Origin of the sequence: Paenibacillus favisporus (assembly GCF_040545415.1) — a bacterium.
In the GTDB taxonomy this organism is placed as follows: Bacteria; Bacillota; Bacilli; order Paenibacillales; family Paenibacillaceae; genus Paenibacillus_AQ; species Paenibacillus_AQ favisporus.
This window is the reverse complement of the sequence record NZ_JBEPLV010000001.1, coordinates 1,142,043-1,159,360: the sequence shown is the minus strand read 5'-3', so window position 1 is coordinate 1,159,360 and position 17,318 is coordinate 1,142,043. Positions and strand designations below refer to the sequence as shown.

Below are 17,318 nucleotides of genomic sequence, written 5' to 3'. Positions count from 1 at the left end.
ATGAACATCTCCTTAAATTTTTTGATAGATTTTTGTTTTCACTTATTCCTCTGCCGCCTCCAAAGAAGCAGCTATTTTGCGTGCCAAGGTCACAAATATCATTTGTTCGTCTGCTGTGAGTGCTTCGGTCGTCAAGGCTTCCACCTTACTCCACGCGTCATTCACCCTGCGTTCAATATCACGTCCTGCCTGAGTGAGCGATACGATAGTGACTCTCTTATCTTCTTCGGAGCGGCTGCTTATAACCAGTCCGGCGTCTTCCAAACGACGAACCGATTTAGCGATCGTGGAGTGGTCCAAACGAGTCGACCGGCACAAGCTGTTCTGCGAACGGTGGTCCTGGTGCCACAATTGCATCAGTACGATTTCCTGGCCAGGGTACAAGCCTGCTTCCCGCAGCAGTTGGGCCGCAAGCCCGCGGTGTGAGCGCGCCATGCTGAATATCGAGAAACTTACGGGAAACTCCCTCACCGCGCTGACTTCATCTCCGGGAACTTCAACATGATGCTTGTTATTCTCTTCCATCTAATGATCCTCACTTTCTGTAAGGTCTGTTCTTAATATGTGGTCGTCAACATATTTGGTAACAGTGCAACTATAACACACAAATAGGTGGTCGGCAACACATAAATGTGGTCGGCAACATATTTGTATGAGAAATAGGCAAAAACCACTGATCCAGGATCAGTGGTTATCAGGCATTGATGTAGCATGATTACCATTTACGGATAGCAATCATAAAGGAAATCAGCGCTGCGATGGAGGAAATCGTTCTTACATGATTCCAGGGTACCCAGCCGGCAATATACTCGCTCCATACTTGCGCTCCCTCGGCAGCCCCCGGACTTACAGCTGCTAGAGAATTATTAAGCGGAACATTGAAGATGGCCGTAACCAGAAACACTCCGACAAAAATAAACAAGCTGCCAACGATTACATAGACCCCGCTATGGGTGCCCGATTTGAAGAGAGAAACAATGCCCAAAACAACGCTTAGGATGGTGGTCCCCATAAAAACGAGCATAAACAACGATTGCAGTATCGTCGAATTGATCGACTGCATGGCAGATATGCCCTGCTCTGCAGAAAGGCGGGAAAGCGACGTCATCACGAATGCCGAAAAGGTGAAAAATACGCCGGCCAGCAATCCGGATCCTAACGTAGATGCGAAGGTCAGATAATATAAAAAATTCACCACAGTTATTTCCTCCTATGATTTGATGAACCGCTTTGCTAAATTATTGTTTTAAACCCAAGCTCCTTCAGTAGCCGCCTGCCGTGCAAAGTCGAAGAAATCCCTTGGCTTCCTTCCTAAAATTTGCTCCACTCCATTCGCCGGAATCTCGTTTCGGCCATCCAGCACGGTGGAGAACAAATAAGACAGCAGTGTTACATACTCATCAGGTACTTGTTGTTGTGTTAGCATGGATAGGAATTGTTCGGAAGTAAGCTCGACATACCGAATATTCCGCTGACAGGCTTGAGCGATCAAGGACGTAGCTTCCGCAAAAGTAATCGCCTGCGGACCCGTCAATTCATACCGCTGCCCGATATGCCGGTCATCGGTCAAAGCCGAGACGACTGCATCTGCAATATCGTCTGCATCAATGAACGGTTCTCTCACGCTTCCTGCCGGCAGTGCTACCACTCCCGCTTGTACCATGTCATACAGGAAGCTCTCGCTGAAATTCTGGCAAAACCAGCTGCAGCGGAGGATCGTCCAGTCCGCGCCGGAGTTCTGCAGTGCAAGTTCGCTCCGCTGAGCTTCCTCCTCACCTCGGCCGGACAAAAGAACTAATCGGCGCACGCCGGTTTCTACGGCCAATCTCGCGAACGAACCGATGGCTTGAGCAGCACCCGGAACGGCCAAGTCCAGATAATAGGTAATATACGCTGCCCTTGTCCCTTGCAGTACAGGCTCCCATGTGGACGAATCGCTCCAATCAAAGGGCTGCTCAGCGGAACGTGATCCGGAACGGACCGGTATTCCCTTTTGCAGCAGCTTCTCTGATACCCGACGCCCTGTTTTCCCCGTACTGCCTACGATAAGAACCGGCTGATTCATTCAATCTCCTCCAATATTTCATTTAGTTGCACAAGCAAATGTTGTGCGATTGAAAAACCGAATGCTCATGTCATTCGGCGCTTTCCAAGCGGTTGCTTACCTCGTTCAGCTGAAGCGAGAGTTCATCATCCTGGCTGTCTAATATTGTGTTATAACGCTGCCGCAGCTTTTGCCAACATTCGTGGATTTGACTCTCCATCTCTCTTCCCCGGTCTGTTGCGTAAATCAAGGACAGTCTGCCGTCCTGGCGGCTGCTGAGAAGTCCTTTGGCTTGAAGGCTCTCGATGAGCCGCGTAATGGTGGAAGGCTTAAGATGGAGGCTTTGGCCGATTTCTTTTTGCGAGATGCCGTCCTTCTCCAGCACCCTCAGCATCAGAAATGCAGAGGTTGGGTTTAGTCCACTTGGTGCAAATTCATCTTCGGCCATCTTGGTAATAATCCTGCTGAGGCGATTGGCTGTGAAATACAAGCATTCTTTAAAATAAGTGTCCAACATGTCGCTGCCTCGATTCCATGTTCAAATTAATGTTTGCACAAACAAATATAATACACTTTTTCCAACTTGTAAAGACTGGAAATGTGAAGTGACTTGCATATTTTGATCAATGGCACGTTAGTGCCTTATTGCCATCGTGGACAAAAAGGAAGACTGCCGGACATCAGCCCGTCAGTCTCCTCTTCCCTACTTCGCAGTATGCTCCTCATCATATTCGCTGGACAATTCCTTCAGCGATTTGATTTTGCCATGGGGATGCTGTTCTTGCTTGCGTGACTTCCAGGCTGCTTCATTTCTTCTTTTCTGGTGAGCCATGACAGATATCCTCCTCTGGAAAAGTGAGTTGTATACCACTTCCTTATGTTGTCATTCCAGGGCCTTGTTCATTCGTGAAAAGAAACAGCCTCTATACCGAAATAACTCCTGACGGCGTTCAGGCAGCGCACTATTGTTTAGCCTTTCTCAATCGGATCTTGGGCTTCGTCAATTCGTAGCTGTGCTTCACCATCTCATGGATATCATCATCCTGGAGGTCCCCATCCAGGATCACCGTATTCCAGTGCTCCTTATTCATGTGATACGCCGGCGTCACTTCTTGGAACACACTGCGCAAGAAATCGGCCCGGCTCGGTTCGCATTTCAAATTGACGCACAAGTGATCGTTGTGATTGAAAATCAGCGCAAAGCTCTTTTTGTTCCCTTTATGGCGGATTACGGTCCATTCTGCTCCAAACGGATGGTCTTCATAACAGGCCGGGTAGGACAGACAGTATTCAATGATTTCGTCGATCGTCATTGGTTTCCCTCACTGCTTGATTATTTTACATTTCGACATGATTACTTATTATAATCCAGCTCTATTGGTTTTTCATTTTTTTGTGAAGAGTAGAAGCAATCCGTAGATAAAATAAAGGATGCACGCCGTGACGACGCTATACAGAAAAACAGGAATAGACGTCGGCGCCCATACTTGAATGAATGTCCAAGGTAATCCTCCGAGCAGGAGGGTCGGCAGCATGCTTATCAATATTAGAACGGCAGCAACCATACCAATATGAATGAGCAGCAGCAGCTTTCTTTTTCCGGTTAAAGGGCTTCTTCTGCGTTGTTTAACGGCTAACTTTCTGACGATACGGGCTGACAAGGCAATCCATAATACACCGAATAAAATGACGACGATTTCGAGGATACTCACGATGCGATCCAGCAGTTGATAGCTGTCGGTATGATTCATCGCCGGAGCCCGCCCCTCCCACAAGTCCATCACGCCTTGTCCAATTGCCGTTGTATAGCTCGTGTTCATGTTGGCGAGAATCGCCACACCCAGCTGTTGATCCGGCTGCAAAATAAAATACGACGTAAATGACGGATTCTCACCGGCATGAAAAATAACTTTTTCCTTGCTTTTGCTCATGACAGCCCATCCGTTGGCATAATACGTATTCTGGTCAAAAGGATGTACCGACTTGTCCGGATTGTGCGACTCCTCAATCAGTTTGGGATCGATGACCTGTTCGGGAGCGCTCTTTAGCTGGAGCTTGATCCATTTCGCGATATCATTCGCATTGCTGACGATATAACCCGCAGGGGTGTTGCCCCGATAAATCGGAGGTGTGAATGGCCTATGATTCATCCATCCGATTTTATAGCCGGAAGCCATATGGTCTGGTTGAGTCGACGGTACACCCACGAACGAGCTAGTCATGCCGATCCGATCTAAAATGTGCTGCTTCACGTACTGATCATAGGGCATGTTCGAGACCCCTTCGATAATTAGGCCCAGCACGTCGTAATTGATCGTTGCGTATTTAAAGGAACTTCCCGGCTTTCGGTTCAGCGTCTGGCCCTGCAATGTTTTTACCGTCAGCTCAAGCGCGTTGTCCGCTTTGCTTTCAGGGATCCGGGTGATCGTATTGGAGGCGATGCCGCTGGTATGATGCAGCAGCTGGTTAATCGTTATCTTTTGCGGCACACCGTGATAGGTCAGCTCTAACCATGGAATGTATTTTTGAACATCATCCGTCCGATGCAGCAGCCCTTGCTTCTCCAGCTGCAAAATCGCTAAACCTGTAAAAGCTTTGGTCGTCGAACCGATTTCAAATAACGTATCGGAAGTTACGGGAGTTTTCGTCTTTACGTTCGCGTATCCAAAGCCTTTTTGATACACCGTCTCCCCTTTCTCGACTATCACCAAAGAGATTCCGGGTATTTTACTGATGCTTTGCTGGTTTTTAACATACTGTTCGATCTTCTGGATCTTATCGTTGGACTCCGCCCACACGATTCCTGGAGCGATACTGCTGATAGTCATAACGGCTGCAACTAATAACAAGCCTAATTTGATCCATGATTTCAATGCGTTCATTCTTGTTCTCTCCCTAGTTCATTGACATCTGCCTGGCTTCATGAGTCGATTGCGATTTACTTATTTTCCTTCCGCCGCACCTCGCTAATGTAAGCTAGATTGAAAGTGATTTGAATAGAGAAAGCCTTACATATGCCTTACACTTTAGTAAGGGAATCATTTCCTCATACGAAAAGACGATCATCCCTAATAGGAACGACCGTCTTTAATCACGGCAATGCCGGGTGCAGCAAACGATGTATTTTCCGAAGGCTTAATCCATGAAAAAAGCACCCTGCGACTCGGTATAGGTACATACCGGGTTTAGGAGTGCTGCTGCCAAACTAATGATTAATGTCACATTTGTTCATAATAAATGCGATCTGATTCTCGAGGCGGTTAATGTCTTCCTGCGTCTTGGGGTCTTCCTTGCCCATGCCCCGGAGCGAGGCGAGCTCCTGCTTAGGCTGATGCAAATCCTCCCCGGCATTGCTGCAGTCATAGTTGCTTTCCAGGTTTTCGAGCATATGCTTTTCCTCCATTTTCTCTTGGATGTACTTCCCTATTATGGAGGATTCACCCGAAATTATTCAGAATGGGGTCAGCGAAGAAATTGGTTATGCTCCTTTACGAACCACACTCTAACCACCTTGGTTTAAAAGCACATGCACGGCGTATGGTTCCAGAAGAATGCGGCCTTCAATGGTTTGCTTGCTCAAGGCATCTATATACGTGCCCCCCAGTTCTACATCGACGGATTCACTGCGGTGATTCAGCAGCATTAAGTAGCTTTTGCCATCCTTTTCTCTTTCTACTGCCTCGACTCCATCATATTTTTGGGGCAAGGATGGGACAGCGCCCTCCCTTTCCAGAACCAGCTTCATCAAGCTCTCCATCGCCCGGTCATCCAGGTCGCACCCGACGTAATAAACCTTCCCTTTACCATAGGTGTGAACAGTAACTGCCGGTGTTCCGCTGTAATAATGACTCTCATAATCCGCGAGGCTCTCAGCCCCTTCCAGCTTAAGCACATCGCACCACATGGAAGCGGTACCGTCCCCGAACTCTCCGCTCACGGATACGGTCCGGCCGAAATTAACCGAGTCATATTCTTCCAGCTCAACGCCTGCCAGTCTCCGGAACAAGCCCGGCAGGGTCAAAGTCGTCATCCGGTTATTCCAGGTACGTGTTCCCGACCGGAACGTGATAAGCAGCGAACCGCCGCCTGCCACATATGACTCACATTTGTCTGCGATCTCCTCCGTCATCAAATTAAATGCCGGCATCAGAACAAGCTTGTAAGGTGTAAAGTCAGTCTCCACGCTGACCACGTCTACGCCGACATGCTGCCCGGCAACTGCATCGTAGTAGCCTGCCAGCAGAGCTTCATAATTGAAATTCCGGTTATGAGGCTGAGCGCGGTGGCTCCACACTTGATCATAGCTTTTAATGAGGGCTACGGTATTGTTGTTGGCGGCCCCTACGAACAGGGGTGACAGTTCTTTGAGTTCATGTCCGATCGCGGTGATCTCCCGGTACCTTCTCCGGCCGACGCCGTCATGATCAAGGATGCCGTGCCAATACTGTTCGATGCCGACCGTGCAGGCCCGCCAGCGGAAATAGACCATGGCATCCGCTCCATGCGCGATCGCCTGATAGGTCCATAAACGCAGTTGTCCCGGCTCCGGCGTATCACCCAACGAGTGCCAGCCGCACGGACCGCTCTGCTGTTCCATCATCCAGTAGTTTTGATTTTTGATGCCGCGCATCAGATCATGGGCCATGGCGACGGTCAGAGGCGACGATTTGCCCCACATATTATTCGGATAGTTATCCCAAGAGATAAAGTCAAGATCCTTGCCTAAATCGAAGTAATCGATCTCGCTGAAATGACCCATCAAGTTATGGGTGATCGGCAGGGAGCTGCATGCACGAATCTCTTCGATTTGAAGCCGCTGATAGGCGGCCGTCGAATCGGAATAGAATCGGCGGTAATCGAGCTGCATGCCGGGATTATGGTTATATGGGGTGGACATCAATCCGCCGGAACCGCCCTGGCTGAAGCCGTCGCTTGCGGCATACGTGGGAAGCATAATTTCTTCCCAGCTGCGGTAAGTATGGCTCCAGAACACGGTTCCCCATTCTTCGTTCAGCTTGTCGACGGTGCCGTACTTTTCGCGGAGCCAGATCCGAAAGGCATGCAGATCGCTCTGGCAGTAGCACGGACCGCCGAATTCGTTATCGATCTGCCAAGCAACGATGTGCTCATTGTCTTTGTAATGCTCGGCCATGACCCGAGCAATGCTTGCGGAATACTTCCGATACACCGGATGATTAACGCAATAGTGCCTCCGTGTACCAAAACCTTTGGTCAGGCCGTGGACATCGACGGGGTACATATCCGGATATTTGTCCATCAGCCACTTGGGAGCCGCCGCCGTCGGTGTTCCCAAAATGATTTTGATCCCTTCCTTGGCCAGCACTTCAATGGCATGATCGAGCCACGCAAAGTCGTACCGTCCTTCCTCCGGCTCCAGTTTGGCCCAGGCGAATTCCGCCAGCCGGACAATGTTGATATTCGCTTCCCGCATCATTCGGGCATCGACGGCCCAACGTTCTTCGGGCCAATGCTCAGGGTAATAATCCACGCCGAAATACATAGGCATATCCTCCAATATGTATCATTATTTTGCTTGATAACATCTTCTTGAACCCATTATATTATTAATCATATGAGGCTGGAATCGTAAGATTTTGATACTATAGTATAACAATTATGCTAAAAAGGAAGCTGAGATATGAGAATCAATTACTTCATTCCGAGCCCGCGCTTCACGAACCTCATTTGTTATCCCGAGTCGTTCGGACATTATGCAGATGAGCCATCACACAGTGAAAACCGGACGCACGGACTCTCCACCTATAACTGGCATATCGTACGCGGCGGAAAAGGATACATTCAAGTCGGTGAAACCACACTGGAACTTGGCCAAGGTACCGGCTTTCTATGCGGCCCCGGTGTTCCCCAGCGGTATTATGCCGATCAAGACGAGCCTTGGGATATCCGGTGGGTTCATTTTACGGCTCCTGGGCTTAGTACGTTACTTCAAGGGAGAGGTGAACGGGAGGCATGGGTATTTTCGTGGGAGGGCGCGGACCGGCTTGATCGGCTGTGGTCGGATCTCCTGGCTACCGGCCTTCACCCGCTGCAGGAAGGCGAAGCACGGTTGTCCGCGATGCTGTACGAGATGCTTGCCGAGTTCATCATGTACGTAGATGGTTCGGAAGAACGTCCTCAGCCGGGGATGCGCACCAAGCTGATGGAGACGGCGCAGTGGATTCGCACTCACAGCCATCAACCCCTTACGCTCGAGCAAATGGCGAGCCAGGCAGAGTACAGTCCCTCCCATTTCAGCAGGCAGTTTCACAGTTTGTTCGGCAAAACGCCGATCGAATTTTTGAACGAATGCCGTATTCTTCAATCCAAATCCCTGCTGATTTCAACCGGTTGGACCGTGAAAAAGGTCGCGGAGACGGTCGGATTTACCAGCAGTACGTACTTTATTCAGCGTTTCCGCAAAAACGAAGGCATGACGCCAGTGCAGTTTCGTGAACTTCGGGGCGTTCACGTCAAGTGATGTGCGTTATTAACGGGCGCCTCAATCCTCACAGACGGTTAGAACTACGTTGCCTTTCTTGTGGCCTAGCTCAACATAGGCATGTGCCTCGGCGGCTTGCTCCAGCCGGTAACGACGGTCGATGACCGCCCGGAGCTGACCCGCTTCGATCCGATCCTTCAGAAAGGCCAAGTCTTTCGCGTTTTCCTTCATATTTCCGCCAATCACCTTCTTGCTGCTCGTCAAGCTGGCCCACAGCCCGCGAACGATGATCACCGGGTTCACATGATAAGCCCGAAGGTAGACACCGTTGGGTGCCAAAAGCTTGACGCATGCACTAAAGGGGCTTTTTCCCACCGTGTCGAAAATAATATCGTAAGGCGGGCCGTCATTAGGCAGCTGCTGTTTCGTATAATCCACAACCCGATCGGCACCGATTGAAGTCACCAGCTCTGCATTCGAAGCGCTGCATACTCCGGTGACTTCCGCTCCAAAGTGCTTTGCCAGCTGCACGGCATACGTCCCGACGCTGCCTGAAGCACCATATACGAGTACGCGCATGCCGCTTCTTATTTTCCCTGCTCTAAGAAACTGGAGCGCTGTGAGGGCGCCAACCGGAACGGCAGCCGCCTCTTCAAACGTCATATTCTCCGGCTTTAGCGCCACGCTTCCCTCCTCGGGCAGGCATTTGTATTCCGCATATGCACCAAAGCTGTTGCCACAGGCTGCGTAGACGGCATCCCCTGGCTTGAAGCGGGTAACGCTGGATCCAGTGGATTCGACCACACCGGCCAATTCAAATCCGAGAACCCGGATGCGCTTCGGTCTCCACAATCCGTTGAACAGTCTTGCCAGAAAAGGGTCCGCCCTGCGTAATCGCCAATCTCCTGCTGCAGCGGTTGTAGCGTAGACCTTGATTAATATGTCGCCGGCTTTAGGGGCCGGCTTGGTCACTTCCTTGAGCTGAAGCACATGTGGCGGTCCGTATTGTTCATATACGATGGCTCTCATTTTTTCTCCCCCCGTGTTGTTTTCGGACCTGTCGCTGCGCTGCTTCAAGACTCCGTTCTGACCAAACCGCATAACCCATACCTGCGAGAGCGATTCCCATCGGAACCGCCAATACCCGATCCAGCGGGTGTGGAAGCAGTGATGAAGCCAGTGTCGACACAGCGGCGCAAGCCAACAGAACAGCTGTCCAGCGCGGGAGGATACCGGCGCGGAACGTAGCTATGCCAAGCAGCAGACCGCCGAGCACATACAGCCCACCGCCTACAGGTGCTACTCCGGGCAGGAGCCCAAGGTTGGACACGGCTGATGATCCGGCAAAAATCCCTAAGTACCCCTCCACGAAACTCGGTGCATCTGCAGCGATAACTGGTAAAACAAAAGCTTCTACGAAGGTGAAAGCCGTTGTAGCTGTCCAAAAGAGACCAAACAGGAGAAAACCGGCCAATCCGGTCCACCCGGCTACATGAACTTGCCTTGTATAAATTCCGGTTATTCCGAGCAGTCCGAGCAGAGACATCGCGAGGGTCATGTAATGGACGATGGCCCAGGCCTTTGTGGTAACGGATGATAGAAGTTCAGGCGGATGAATTGCCTGGATGACGATAAAAAGAATGCCTGCCAAGATGGCGGATAAACCGCTCCAACGAATGACGCTATAAGCTGTAATGTTCATATCGTTTTCTCCTCTTTGTTTTATTCTTGTCGACGATTAGCAAGTTCTGTTCACTCCGGTATATTTACTGACAGCCTTCTTGTGTCCTATTAATCTCTGATGGTGATTCCTGCTGTGGTTCTAGCCGGATGACTGAAATCAGCCGTAGGTTGAGATCGCGGAATCTTCTAAGCAAGCCGTATAAGGCGGGTTGATCGGCCACAGGTCCGGTCAAAATGGATGTTCCGTCTGGCTCTTGATCGAGACGAAGTCCCTCGAACCCGTCAGCCCACCGGTCGCCGAGATATCCCTGAAACCGAATCTCATACCGTTCAGGCTCATTTGGATTATCTCGTATATCATGTGTCTCGTTCATTCAACCGCCTCCCTTAATTTCCTTTCCATTTCATGTCGTGGTCAGTCTCCTTTCATCGTGCGGCTCCGTTCCTAAATTGAAGATACAAGATCATGTGGTGAGACGGCATCACCAGATGTGGTGATTTTAAATGGTCACCATACATTCATTCGAAGTAATTGGCATAAAAAAGAGCCCCGATCCTGGGCTTATTGCTTCTTCCAGGTCCGGAGCTATACGAAAATTGCGATGTCACAAGTCATCAAGCTCTTCGGCGCGCCTTACGGCTGCCCGACGGTTGTTCACCTCAAGCTTGTCATAAATGTTTTTGGTATGAGTTCGCAGCGTATTCAGCGAGACGTGAAGCTCACGTGCGATTTCAGGCCCGCTCAAATCGGTTTTGAGCAGACGCAGCACGTCCCGCTCCCGTTCGCTCAGCGGCTCTCCAACTGCCTTTTTCGCAGCCGATCCGCTCCCCTCCTTGCCAAAGGATAGCAGTAGAAGCCGCACATAGTTTGGACAGATCCCTCCATTCCATGCTGCTTCCAGCAAAGCGGCCATCGGCTGGCCCTCGTCTGCAAAAATCCGAACGTACCTTTCCGGCTCTGCCAGAGTCAGGGCACGCTCCAGCGGCGCAAGTGCGGAGGACATGTCACCTTGGCTGTGATGAGCAAGGGCTTGAAGGATCAAAATCTCGATCTGACTCCCCGTCCTTCCGCTGTCTGCCGCTGCTTGGGACAGGCGTTCCAGGAATCCCAACGTTTCCTGAATCTGTGCAAGGTTACTTGGATGCCGGTGCAAAAGTACCCGGGCCAGGGTTATGTGCTCAAATTCGCGCAGATAGTGCAGGTCATCCGATGTGGAGAGACCCTGTTCGTGTACCCACTCCGCAGCCTCGCTCCATCTATTCAGAGCCAGCCACACGCGTGCTTTTAAGGCTGACACCGGACGCACGTTTGGAAAAAAATCACCGACATACCGCTGCTCAGCCTCTTGCAGCAGCTCAAGCGCGCCATCCAAGTCTCCTTGCGATTGCCGAATACGCGCCATAGCTACCCGCCAGCGATATGGATATTGGGGCAGTCCCATTTGCTCACCCAACTCCTGGCTTCTGTGCAGATGCTGCATGGCGGCGTCCAAGTCCCCCTGCTCCCGGCTTAGCTCGCTCATTCCGACGTACATGTCCGCTGTGCCCCGCATTTCAGGAGTACCCATCTCCGCAGCAAGCAGTAATCCATTCTGAAAGATATCCATGGCCTGGCGAAGCCGTCCCAACGCTATGTTTATATCAGCCAGAGCGATGGAGCCCCCGATCGCGTCCGAGATGTTCCCTGCCCGCCGGACATTCGCCATTCCTTCATTGAATATCCGGTACGCCTCCTGAAGATCACCGCTCGTCCAGGCCGCAAGACCAAGGAGTGCGGCTGCCGCGCCGCGCCGAAGATGATCGTCCGCCGGAACGAGCTCAAGGACCCTCTTCGAATATGTAATGGCGGCGGGTATATCCCCCATGGCCTGGGCATAAGCGGCGCGGTATCCGGCAATGGTGCCCGGAAGGCGGCGAAATTCCTCCTCGTCTACGTAACACATATCGGTTGCTGAAGTTTCCGGCGTCCTATCCAATGAGGAATTCTCCAGCCACCGCTCGGCATCGCGCAGCCGTTCCTCTGCCCCTTCGACCTGGCCGACGGCAAGTAACGCCCATGCATATTCAACGCTGAGAACGGGCCTATGACGAATGATTTCCCTGGGCAACGCCTGAATCCACCCGAGTACTGCAGACTCCTGCCTGCTCCTGCGCATGGCTGCCCAAGCCTGCTCGATCAGATCCGCCGCTCGCGGGAAGTCTTCGGCGGCCAACGCATGCCCTATTGCTTCAGCATTGGAGCCGTGCCGTCCGTACCACTCACTCGCACGCCGATGCAGTTCAGGAATGAGGTCAGGCTGATCCGTTCTTAAATGTATGGACAGCACTTCACCAAAGAGATGGTGATAGCGATACCACTGCCGCCTGTCATCCAGGGGCACGATAAAGAAGCTGCCCTGCTCCAGCGATTGAAGCCGAGCTGCCCCTTCGTTCTGGCCGGTTACGGCATCGCACAGCGGGCCATGCAGCCGATCCAGAATCGAGGTCTGAAGCAGGAAATTGCGGACATCGGCCGGCTGACGCTGAAGAACCTCCTCGACCAGATAGTCGACGATGTACCGGTTGTCTCCGGCGAAGGAACGGATAAAAGCGGGAATGTCATTACGTCCCTGCATCGATAGAGCCGCGAGCTGCAGCCCCGCGATCCAGCCCTCGGTACGATGATCCAGCGCGTCAATATCCTCTGCTGACAGACGCAGCCCCATCACCTGATTGAGGAACTCGGCTGCTTCGCCTGAAGTAAAGCGCAGGTCGGTGTCGCGCAATTCGGTTAAATGGCCAGCGGCGCGAAGCCGGCTGAGGGAAAGCTGCGGGTTTTCCCGAGTCGCGATCACCAGGTGCATTTGCGGCGGTAAATGCTCGACCAGGAACGCGATGGTATGATCGATCTGCCTGTCTCCTACAGCATGATAATCATCCAGCACAAGGACGAATTCAAACGGTATTGTTGAAATTTCATTCAGCAGCATTGTGAGCATCGATTCGGCTTCCGGTGGCGGTTGGGAGTGGATTGCACGCATTACGGCTTCTCCGAAATGCTGCTCTATTGTCTGCAAAGCAGCGACTAGGAGCGTAAGCAGACGCAGGCTATCCTTATCCCTTTCGTCTAAAGACACCCAAGCGACAGGCCGTTCACAACCGGCAGCCCATTCGCTGATCAGTGTCGTTTTGCCAAAGCCGGCGGAAGCAGAAATTAAGGTCAACTTACGCCCCATCCCCGCCTTCAGCCGCTCCATCAGACGCGGCCTAGAGACGAGCCTCGTTCGTGGCTGCGGGATGTATAGTTTAGTAGATAATACAGGAAGTTCCGGAATATTCATGGATATAATCCCTCGTTAAACCCATTTTTGCTCATATCAATCCGCATCCGAGATAGCCCCATTCTATGATTTATATCCATCATGATATCTTTAATCGGATGTTTCCACCACTAAAATTTAAACGAATAGACGGCTGCTTTTACATCTTCAGTGAATGTTTCTATGACGATGACCGCTTACCGCTGCATTCTTTCCAGCATTCGTATCACTGCACTATAAAAGAACAAGATTAAAAACCGATTAGAATCCGCAGTGTTGTTGACGGCAGACAAAAAAAGAAGAGCGCAGCAGCATGCCAGCACTCTCCTATCCCTTAACGCTTTACCCTTGCTTATCATTATTGATATTAATCGTTGAATGTTCATTCAATTTAATGATCCGGGATGAAATGCTGCCTATGATCCGTGCGGAAAACGTACTTGCGATCAGGCACACCCCGATGAATACAAATATTTGCGGTACCTGCGTGCTGATCACATTCTCCAATTGAATGAAATTCAGCAGCAGCGGTACGGAAAAGGAAGCAATATTTCCGCAGAACACCGCGGTGACCAGCAGGTAAAACGACTTGTTGTCCCTAAAGTGCATCCCGGTGTCGGTATCCGTGTTTTTAACCAGCAGGAAGCTGGTTACACCTCCTACGGACCCGCACAGCGTCATGGTCAGAAAATAAATCTCTCCTTCTGATAGCGCCTGAAAAAAGACAAGGCGTGCCAAATACCACAAGATCAGCAGCAATGCCACAAGACAGCCGACCTTAAACGCCGCATCGACATTGATCAGCCATAGCGGCTCCTTCGTTGGCTGGGGAGCAGCCGCCTCTTGGGAAGACGGCTGCTGAACGGCCATAGGGGCTGAATCCAGCATCGGGGATGAAGCTAAGGAAGCATGTATCGGAGTGGATGGATCATCCATTGGGGGTATCCACAATTAAACCAATGATTTTCGGAATTCCGCTCGTATCACGAACTTCGAAACCGTCCTGGAGCTGGGTCGTCATCGAGCTGTAATCGGAACCGGAAGCGGACGCCGACTCGAAATTGAACGGGCCGATGCCAAACGTTGCTTTGGCGGACCATTGGGTTTGCGTCGTTGTGTTGGTCCAGTCTTTGGATGAGAATCTCAAGTAAGGCGCGTATCCAAGGACGACTCCCTTGACGACAATATTCATGAGTCCGGATTCGCCCCAAAGCGGTTTACCTGCAAACACGCTGCCCTGCGGCCAGTTGGTGTAATCCTTATACGTGGACAGCAGTCCTTCGAAGAACCAATCCCCCGGGTTGATATTCACGGTAATCACATCTTGATACGTGATCAGAATATCGTAAGAATAATCCTCTTTAAACTGTGTGGATCCGGAATCATTGGTGCTTCCGCCAAGCCAGAACCAGTCGATGGGGATGCCCACGTTGGCACTGAATTTCCATGAGCTGTCCCTTTCGGTCTGCTGCTGATCATTTAATGCGATCTGCACGTTTGCCTGCTCTCCGAACAGCGGACCTCCGTTCTTCGTAGCGATGCCATTTTGCTTGATAAGCCATTCCCGGACGTCTTTAAGCTCGCTCGTTTTAAACCGGGGAACACTTGCTGTCGTATCGTTCTCCTTGATCGTCATTTGGAACTGAGCCGTTTTTTGCAGCTCATCCGCTGAATGAGGCTCGAAAGGATCGGCGAGTGCGACCGCTTCGGTCGCATCGGCCAGCTCCTGGTAGCCAGGTCCGAACTTTTTCAGCAGCAGGGCGTTCAGCTGTTCAGTCATTCCGCCGAGCAGGGCGCCGTATGTCGTTTGAAGCGACTCTACCTTTGCCTTATAATCTTCGGTTCCCATTTGCTGGGTACGGAAGTTAGCCCAGGTCGGATCCGGCGGATTGGTAAAATACACGCTGCATGCTTTTCCCGTTGAATCGAGCTCCGCACAAACTTCGTTCAGCCAGTCCGAATAGATGCCTTGGTTTATTTTGGAAACGTCGCTGCTGAGGAGCGCGATTTTTGACCGGAGATCCTCGATTTGCGTGTCCAGCGGATCGGCCGATCCCCCGCCGGAAGACGAGCCGCCGCTTCCCGAATCGCCACTGCCGGCAGGGACGATATCCCGGACCCATTGCTGGTAAATTTCGAACAGCTTATTATTGAACGCGCCGCTCCACGTTAACCCCCAGGAAGGAATCGTATTGCCTACATTATAGGCGTCCGTCAGAGCGACGACTTCAGTCTCGCTGCCCAGATGGGAGTCCACCCGTCCGGCCGCCGCTATGAAATTTTTCGGATCGCTGCCCGGCAGATGCCCGGATATCGCTTGAACGAACAATTGCCAAAAACGTGCCTGGTCCTGCGCCACCGCATTATTGTTCATCACCATTACGCCTCCCCAAACAGCTCAGCTAAGCCCTCAAATTCGTTTTCCTCATTGCCTTGAAATTTATCGTCAACCGGATTTGGATCCTCTTGAACATTTTCCTCGTTTTGATTGATTTCTCCGTTTTCGTTCATGTTTTCAATGCCTTGCTCCATCGCCTGAACATCGCTTGCCGGCGGCAGCTGCTCGTTATTAATGAAGTCGAGTCCCTGCTCATTGTTGAAATTTTCCGGCTGCACATTGTCGATATTGTCCACAAACGAACCGTTCTCCTCGAGCGCTTTCGGATCACTGGATTCCTTGATTTCCTCTTTGGTGCTGTCGAGCTTCTTCTCGACTTCCGGTTTATTCGGTTCGTTCGGCTTTTTGATTTTTTCTACGAATTCCGATATGGCCTTAAACCGCTTAGGCACAGAGGCGATGAAATCCACGACGAACACCGCAGCCATAAAGTAACCGAGGTATTTCATCGCTTTATCAACGACGGACAGCTGTACGGATGGCGGAGTAGGGCACGATTTCCGATTTCCGTCGTGACTGCCCGAAGAACCTTCCGGCGGCTTGCCGATCCGTCCAAATATGCTTTCCTTCTTTTCGGTGCCGTCGCTGTTGGAATACGTAATCGTACCGAAAAACTCATTGCCGACGTATGCATCTTTATCGTCTTTGGCTGCCCGGGTAACCTGACTGAATGTCAGCTGACCCGAATGATTCACCGTAAAGTCATCCTTCGTCCAGCTGAGTACGCCGTCCTTGTAAGTGACTTTATTCAAATCTTTATCCAGCATATCGCTGCCAATCGAGATCCCGTCGAGGCTGTCGTAAATAATGACTACGGGTCCCGTATCCGTTGTGCCGTCGGATGTGGTCATCACCGTATTGCCATAAATACCTGTCCAGAACTTCATGTCTACATTCCGCATCGCCTTAAAAGAAGCGTTGACCTGCTTCGCGGTACAGTTATAGCCGTGCTGAGCCAGGAACTGATCCGGCGCCGACGTATCGGTATCCGTTGCCTTTTGCATCGTATCCTGCCAGCCGGCCAGAAGCGGGGTCTTCGCCAGGATGTCCTGGACGAAACGGTCGGACTCCGCATTCGGTTCGCTTTCCTTCAAATGGTCTTCGTAAAAATCGGTACGGGTTAGCTCAAGCACATACACTGAAGTGGTTTCATACCCTTTTTGCGCCAAAAAGTTGTTGATGATTTTGATTTTTTCTTTATATACGGTCTCTTTGTCGCTGCCGGCCGGGGGATTCGCGTCGATTTTCGATTTGATATTGGCCAAGAGCGAAGTCCACTGCTGCTTCAGCACCTGGTTGACCTGCAGGTCAGATACGAACAGCATCGCGTCCGCCTGCATTTTCAGCTTATCCGGATCCGTCGTATTTGGATCAAAGATTGAACCAGCGTCCGTTCCGTTTAAATTGGTGTTCACCGTCGTCACTTTTAAATTC

Annotated in this window: 17 protein-coding genes; 1 reads left to right on the top strand and 16 read right to left on the bottom strand. The window is 51.1% G+C overall.

Going from position 1 to position 17,318, the window contains the following annotated elements; translation table 11 throughout:
• Positions 1 to 42: 42 nt before the first annotated feature.
• The 9 genes from ABID47_RS05450 to ABID47_RS05410 all read right to left on the bottom strand — a co-directional run bounded on the left by ABID47_RS05450 (position 43) and on the right by ABID47_RS05410 (position 7,565).
• Positions 43 to 525 (bottom strand): MarR family winged helix-turn-helix transcriptional regulator, encoded by a 483-nt coding sequence (locus ABID47_RS05450; protein ID WP_354495183.1) that lies wholly within the window; start codon positions 523 to 525, stop codon positions 43 to 45.
• 190 nt (positions 526 to 715) lie between these two features.
• On the bottom strand, positions 716 to 1,198 hold the full coding sequence (locus tag ABID47_RS05445) for an anthrone oxygenase family protein (protein ID WP_354495182.1): 483 nt from the start codon (positions 1,196 to 1,198) through the stop codon (positions 716 to 718).
• Between the two features lie 48 nt (positions 1,199 to 1,246).
• The gene (locus ABID47_RS05440) at positions 1,247 to 2,065 is read right to left on the bottom strand and encodes an SDR family oxidoreductase (protein ID WP_354495181.1); all 819 of its coding nucleotides are present in this window, start codon (positions 2,063 to 2,065) and stop codon (positions 1,247 to 1,249) included.
• A gap of 70 nt (positions 2,066 to 2,135) precedes the next feature.
• Positions 2,136 to 2,492: a MarR family winged helix-turn-helix transcriptional regulator gene (locus ABID47_RS05435; protein ID WP_354495180.1), complete on the bottom strand. Its 357-nt coding sequence runs from the start codon at positions 2,490 to 2,492 to the stop codon at positions 2,136 to 2,138.
• A 255-nt stretch (positions 2,493 to 2,747) separates the two neighbouring features.
• Positions 2,748 to 2,876, bottom strand: coding sequence for a DUF6254 family protein (locus tag ABID47_RS05430; protein ID WP_219845392.1), 129 nt, complete (start codon positions 2,874 to 2,876; stop codon positions 2,748 to 2,750).
• 130 nt (positions 2,877 to 3,006) lie between these two features.
• Positions 3,007 to 3,357: an MmcQ/YjbR family DNA-binding protein gene (locus ABID47_RS05425; RefSeq protein WP_354495179.1), complete on the bottom strand. Its 351-nt coding sequence runs from the start codon at positions 3,355 to 3,357 to the stop codon at positions 3,007 to 3,009.
• Positions 3,358 to 3,429: 72 nt separating this feature from the next.
• Positions 3,430 to 4,926: a serine hydrolase domain-containing protein gene (locus ABID47_RS05420; RefSeq protein ID WP_354495178.1), complete on the bottom strand. Its 1,497-nt coding sequence runs from the start codon at positions 4,924 to 4,926 to the stop codon at positions 3,430 to 3,432.
• Between the two features lie 323 nt (positions 4,927 to 5,249).
• The gene (locus tag ABID47_RS05415) at positions 5,250 to 5,432 is read right to left on the bottom strand and encodes a DUF2524 domain-containing protein (protein ID WP_354495177.1); all 183 of its coding nucleotides are present in this window, start codon (positions 5,430 to 5,432) and stop codon (positions 5,250 to 5,252) included.
• A gap of 114 nt (positions 5,433 to 5,546) precedes the next feature.
• The gene (locus ABID47_RS05410) at positions 5,547 to 7,565 is read right to left on the bottom strand and encodes a beta-galactosidase (RefSeq protein ID WP_354495176.1); all 2,019 of its coding nucleotides are present in this window, start codon (positions 7,563 to 7,565) and stop codon (positions 5,547 to 5,549) included.
• Between the two features lie 138 nt (positions 7,566 to 7,703).
• On the opposite strand from ABID47_RS05410, the gene ABID47_RS05405 reads away from it, so the two are divergent.
• Positions 7,704 to 8,543 (top strand): helix-turn-helix transcriptional regulator, encoded by an 840-nt coding sequence (locus ABID47_RS05405; RefSeq protein WP_354495175.1) that lies wholly within the window; start codon positions 7,704 to 7,706, stop codon positions 8,541 to 8,543.
• Between the two features lie 21 nt (positions 8,544 to 8,564).
• Here ABID47_RS05405 and ABID47_RS05400 read toward each other — a convergent pair whose 3' ends face one another.
• From ABID47_RS05400 to ABID47_RS05370, 7 genes are all read right to left on the bottom strand, one after another.
• Complete coding sequence (locus ABID47_RS05400) at positions 8,565 to 9,533, bottom strand: NAD(P)-dependent alcohol dehydrogenase (protein WP_354495174.1); 969 nt, start codon at positions 9,531 to 9,533, stop codon at positions 8,565 to 8,567.
• Entirely contained in the window at positions 9,514 to 10,206 is a 693-nt protein-coding gene (locus ABID47_RS05395; RefSeq protein WP_354495173.1) for a hypothetical protein, read from the bottom strand. Before ABID47_RS05395 ends, ABID47_RS05400 begins: the two co-directional genes overlap by 20 nt.
• A gap of 64 nt (positions 10,207 to 10,270) precedes the next feature.
• Positions 10,271 to 10,561 (bottom strand): hypothetical protein, encoded by a 291-nt coding sequence (locus ABID47_RS05390; RefSeq protein WP_354495172.1) that lies wholly within the window; start codon positions 10,559 to 10,561, stop codon positions 10,271 to 10,273.
• Positions 10,562 to 10,792: 231 nt separating this feature from the next.
• On the bottom strand, positions 10,793 to 13,390 hold the full coding sequence (locus ABID47_RS05385; RefSeq protein ID WP_354495171.1) for a LuxR C-terminal-related transcriptional regulator: 2,598 nt from the start codon (positions 13,388 to 13,390) through the stop codon (positions 10,793 to 10,795).
• A 438-nt stretch (positions 13,391 to 13,828) separates the two neighbouring features.
• Positions 13,829 to 14,356, bottom strand: a complete 528-nt coding sequence (locus tag ABID47_RS05380) for a YEATS-associated helix-containing protein (RefSeq protein ID WP_145945351.1) — start codon at positions 14,354 to 14,356, stop codon at positions 13,829 to 13,831.
• A gap of 58 nt (positions 14,357 to 14,414) precedes the next feature.
• Positions 14,415 to 15,860 carry a hypothetical protein gene (locus ABID47_RS05375; protein WP_354495170.1) on the bottom strand — a complete coding sequence of 482 codons (1,446 nt, stop codon included), beginning with the start codon at positions 15,858 to 15,860 and terminating at the stop codon, positions 14,415 to 14,417.
• Positions 15,861 to 15,865: 5 nt separating this feature from the next.
• On the bottom strand, positions 15,866 to 17,308 hold the full coding sequence (locus ABID47_RS05370; protein WP_354495169.1) for a hypothetical protein: 1,443 nt from the start codon (positions 17,306 to 17,308) through the stop codon (positions 15,866 to 15,868).
• Between the last annotated feature and the right edge of the window lie 10 nt (positions 17,309 to 17,318).

Excerpts from the sequence above, each read along its gene's own strand:
- ABID47_RS05450 (WP_354495183.1), bottom strand. The coding sequence starts at position 525 with ATGGAAGAGAATAACAAGCATCATGTTGAAGTTCCCGGAGATGAAGTC.
- ABID47_RS05440 (WP_354495181.1), bottom strand. The coding sequence starts at position 2,065 with ATGAATCAGCCGGTTCTTATCGTAGGCAGTACGGGGAAAACAGGGCGT.
- ABID47_RS05435 (WP_354495180.1), bottom strand. The coding sequence starts at position 2,492 with ATGGCCGAAGATGAATTTGCACCAAGTGGACTAAACCCAACCTCTGCA.
- ABID47_RS05430 (WP_219845392.1), bottom strand. The coding sequence starts at position 2,876 with ATGGCTCACCAGAAAAGAAGAAATGAAGCAGCCTGGAAGTCACGCAAG.
- ABID47_RS05425 (WP_354495179.1), bottom strand. The coding sequence starts at position 3,357 with ATGACGATCGACGAAATCATTGAATACTGTCTGTCCTACCCGGCCTGT.
- ABID47_RS05420 (WP_354495178.1), bottom strand. The coding sequence starts at position 4,926 with ATGAACGCATTGAAATCATGGATCAAATTAGGCTTGTTATTAGTTGCA.
- ABID47_RS05415 (WP_354495177.1), bottom strand. The coding sequence starts at position 5,432 with ATGCTCGAAAACCTGGAAAGCAACTATGACTGCAGCAATGCCGGGGAG.
- ABID47_RS05410 (WP_354495176.1), bottom strand. The coding sequence starts at position 7,565 with ATGTATTTCGGCGTGGATTATTACCCTGAGCATTGGCCCGAAGAACGT.
- ABID47_RS05405 (WP_354495175.1), top strand. The coding sequence starts at position 7,704 with ATGAGAATCAATTACTTCATTCCGAGCCCGCGCTTCACGAACCTCATT.
- ABID47_RS05400 (WP_354495174.1), bottom strand. The coding sequence starts at position 9,533 with ATGAGAGCCATCGTATATGAACAATACGGACCGCCACATGTGCTTCAG.
- ABID47_RS05395 (WP_354495173.1), bottom strand. The coding sequence starts at position 10,206 with ATGAACATTACAGCTTATAGCGTCATTCGTTGGAGCGGTTTATCCGCC.
- ABID47_RS05390 (WP_354495172.1), bottom strand. The coding sequence starts at position 10,561 with ATGAACGAGACACATGATATACGAGATAATCCAAATGAGCCTGAACGG.
- ABID47_RS05380 (WP_145945351.1), bottom strand. The coding sequence starts at position 14,356 with ATGGCCGTTCAGCAGCCGTCTTCCCAAGAGGCGGCTGCTCCCCAGCCA.
- ABID47_RS05375 (WP_354495170.1), bottom strand. The coding sequence starts at position 15,860 with ATGAACAATAATGCGGTGGCGCAGGACCAGGCACGTTTTTGGCAATTG.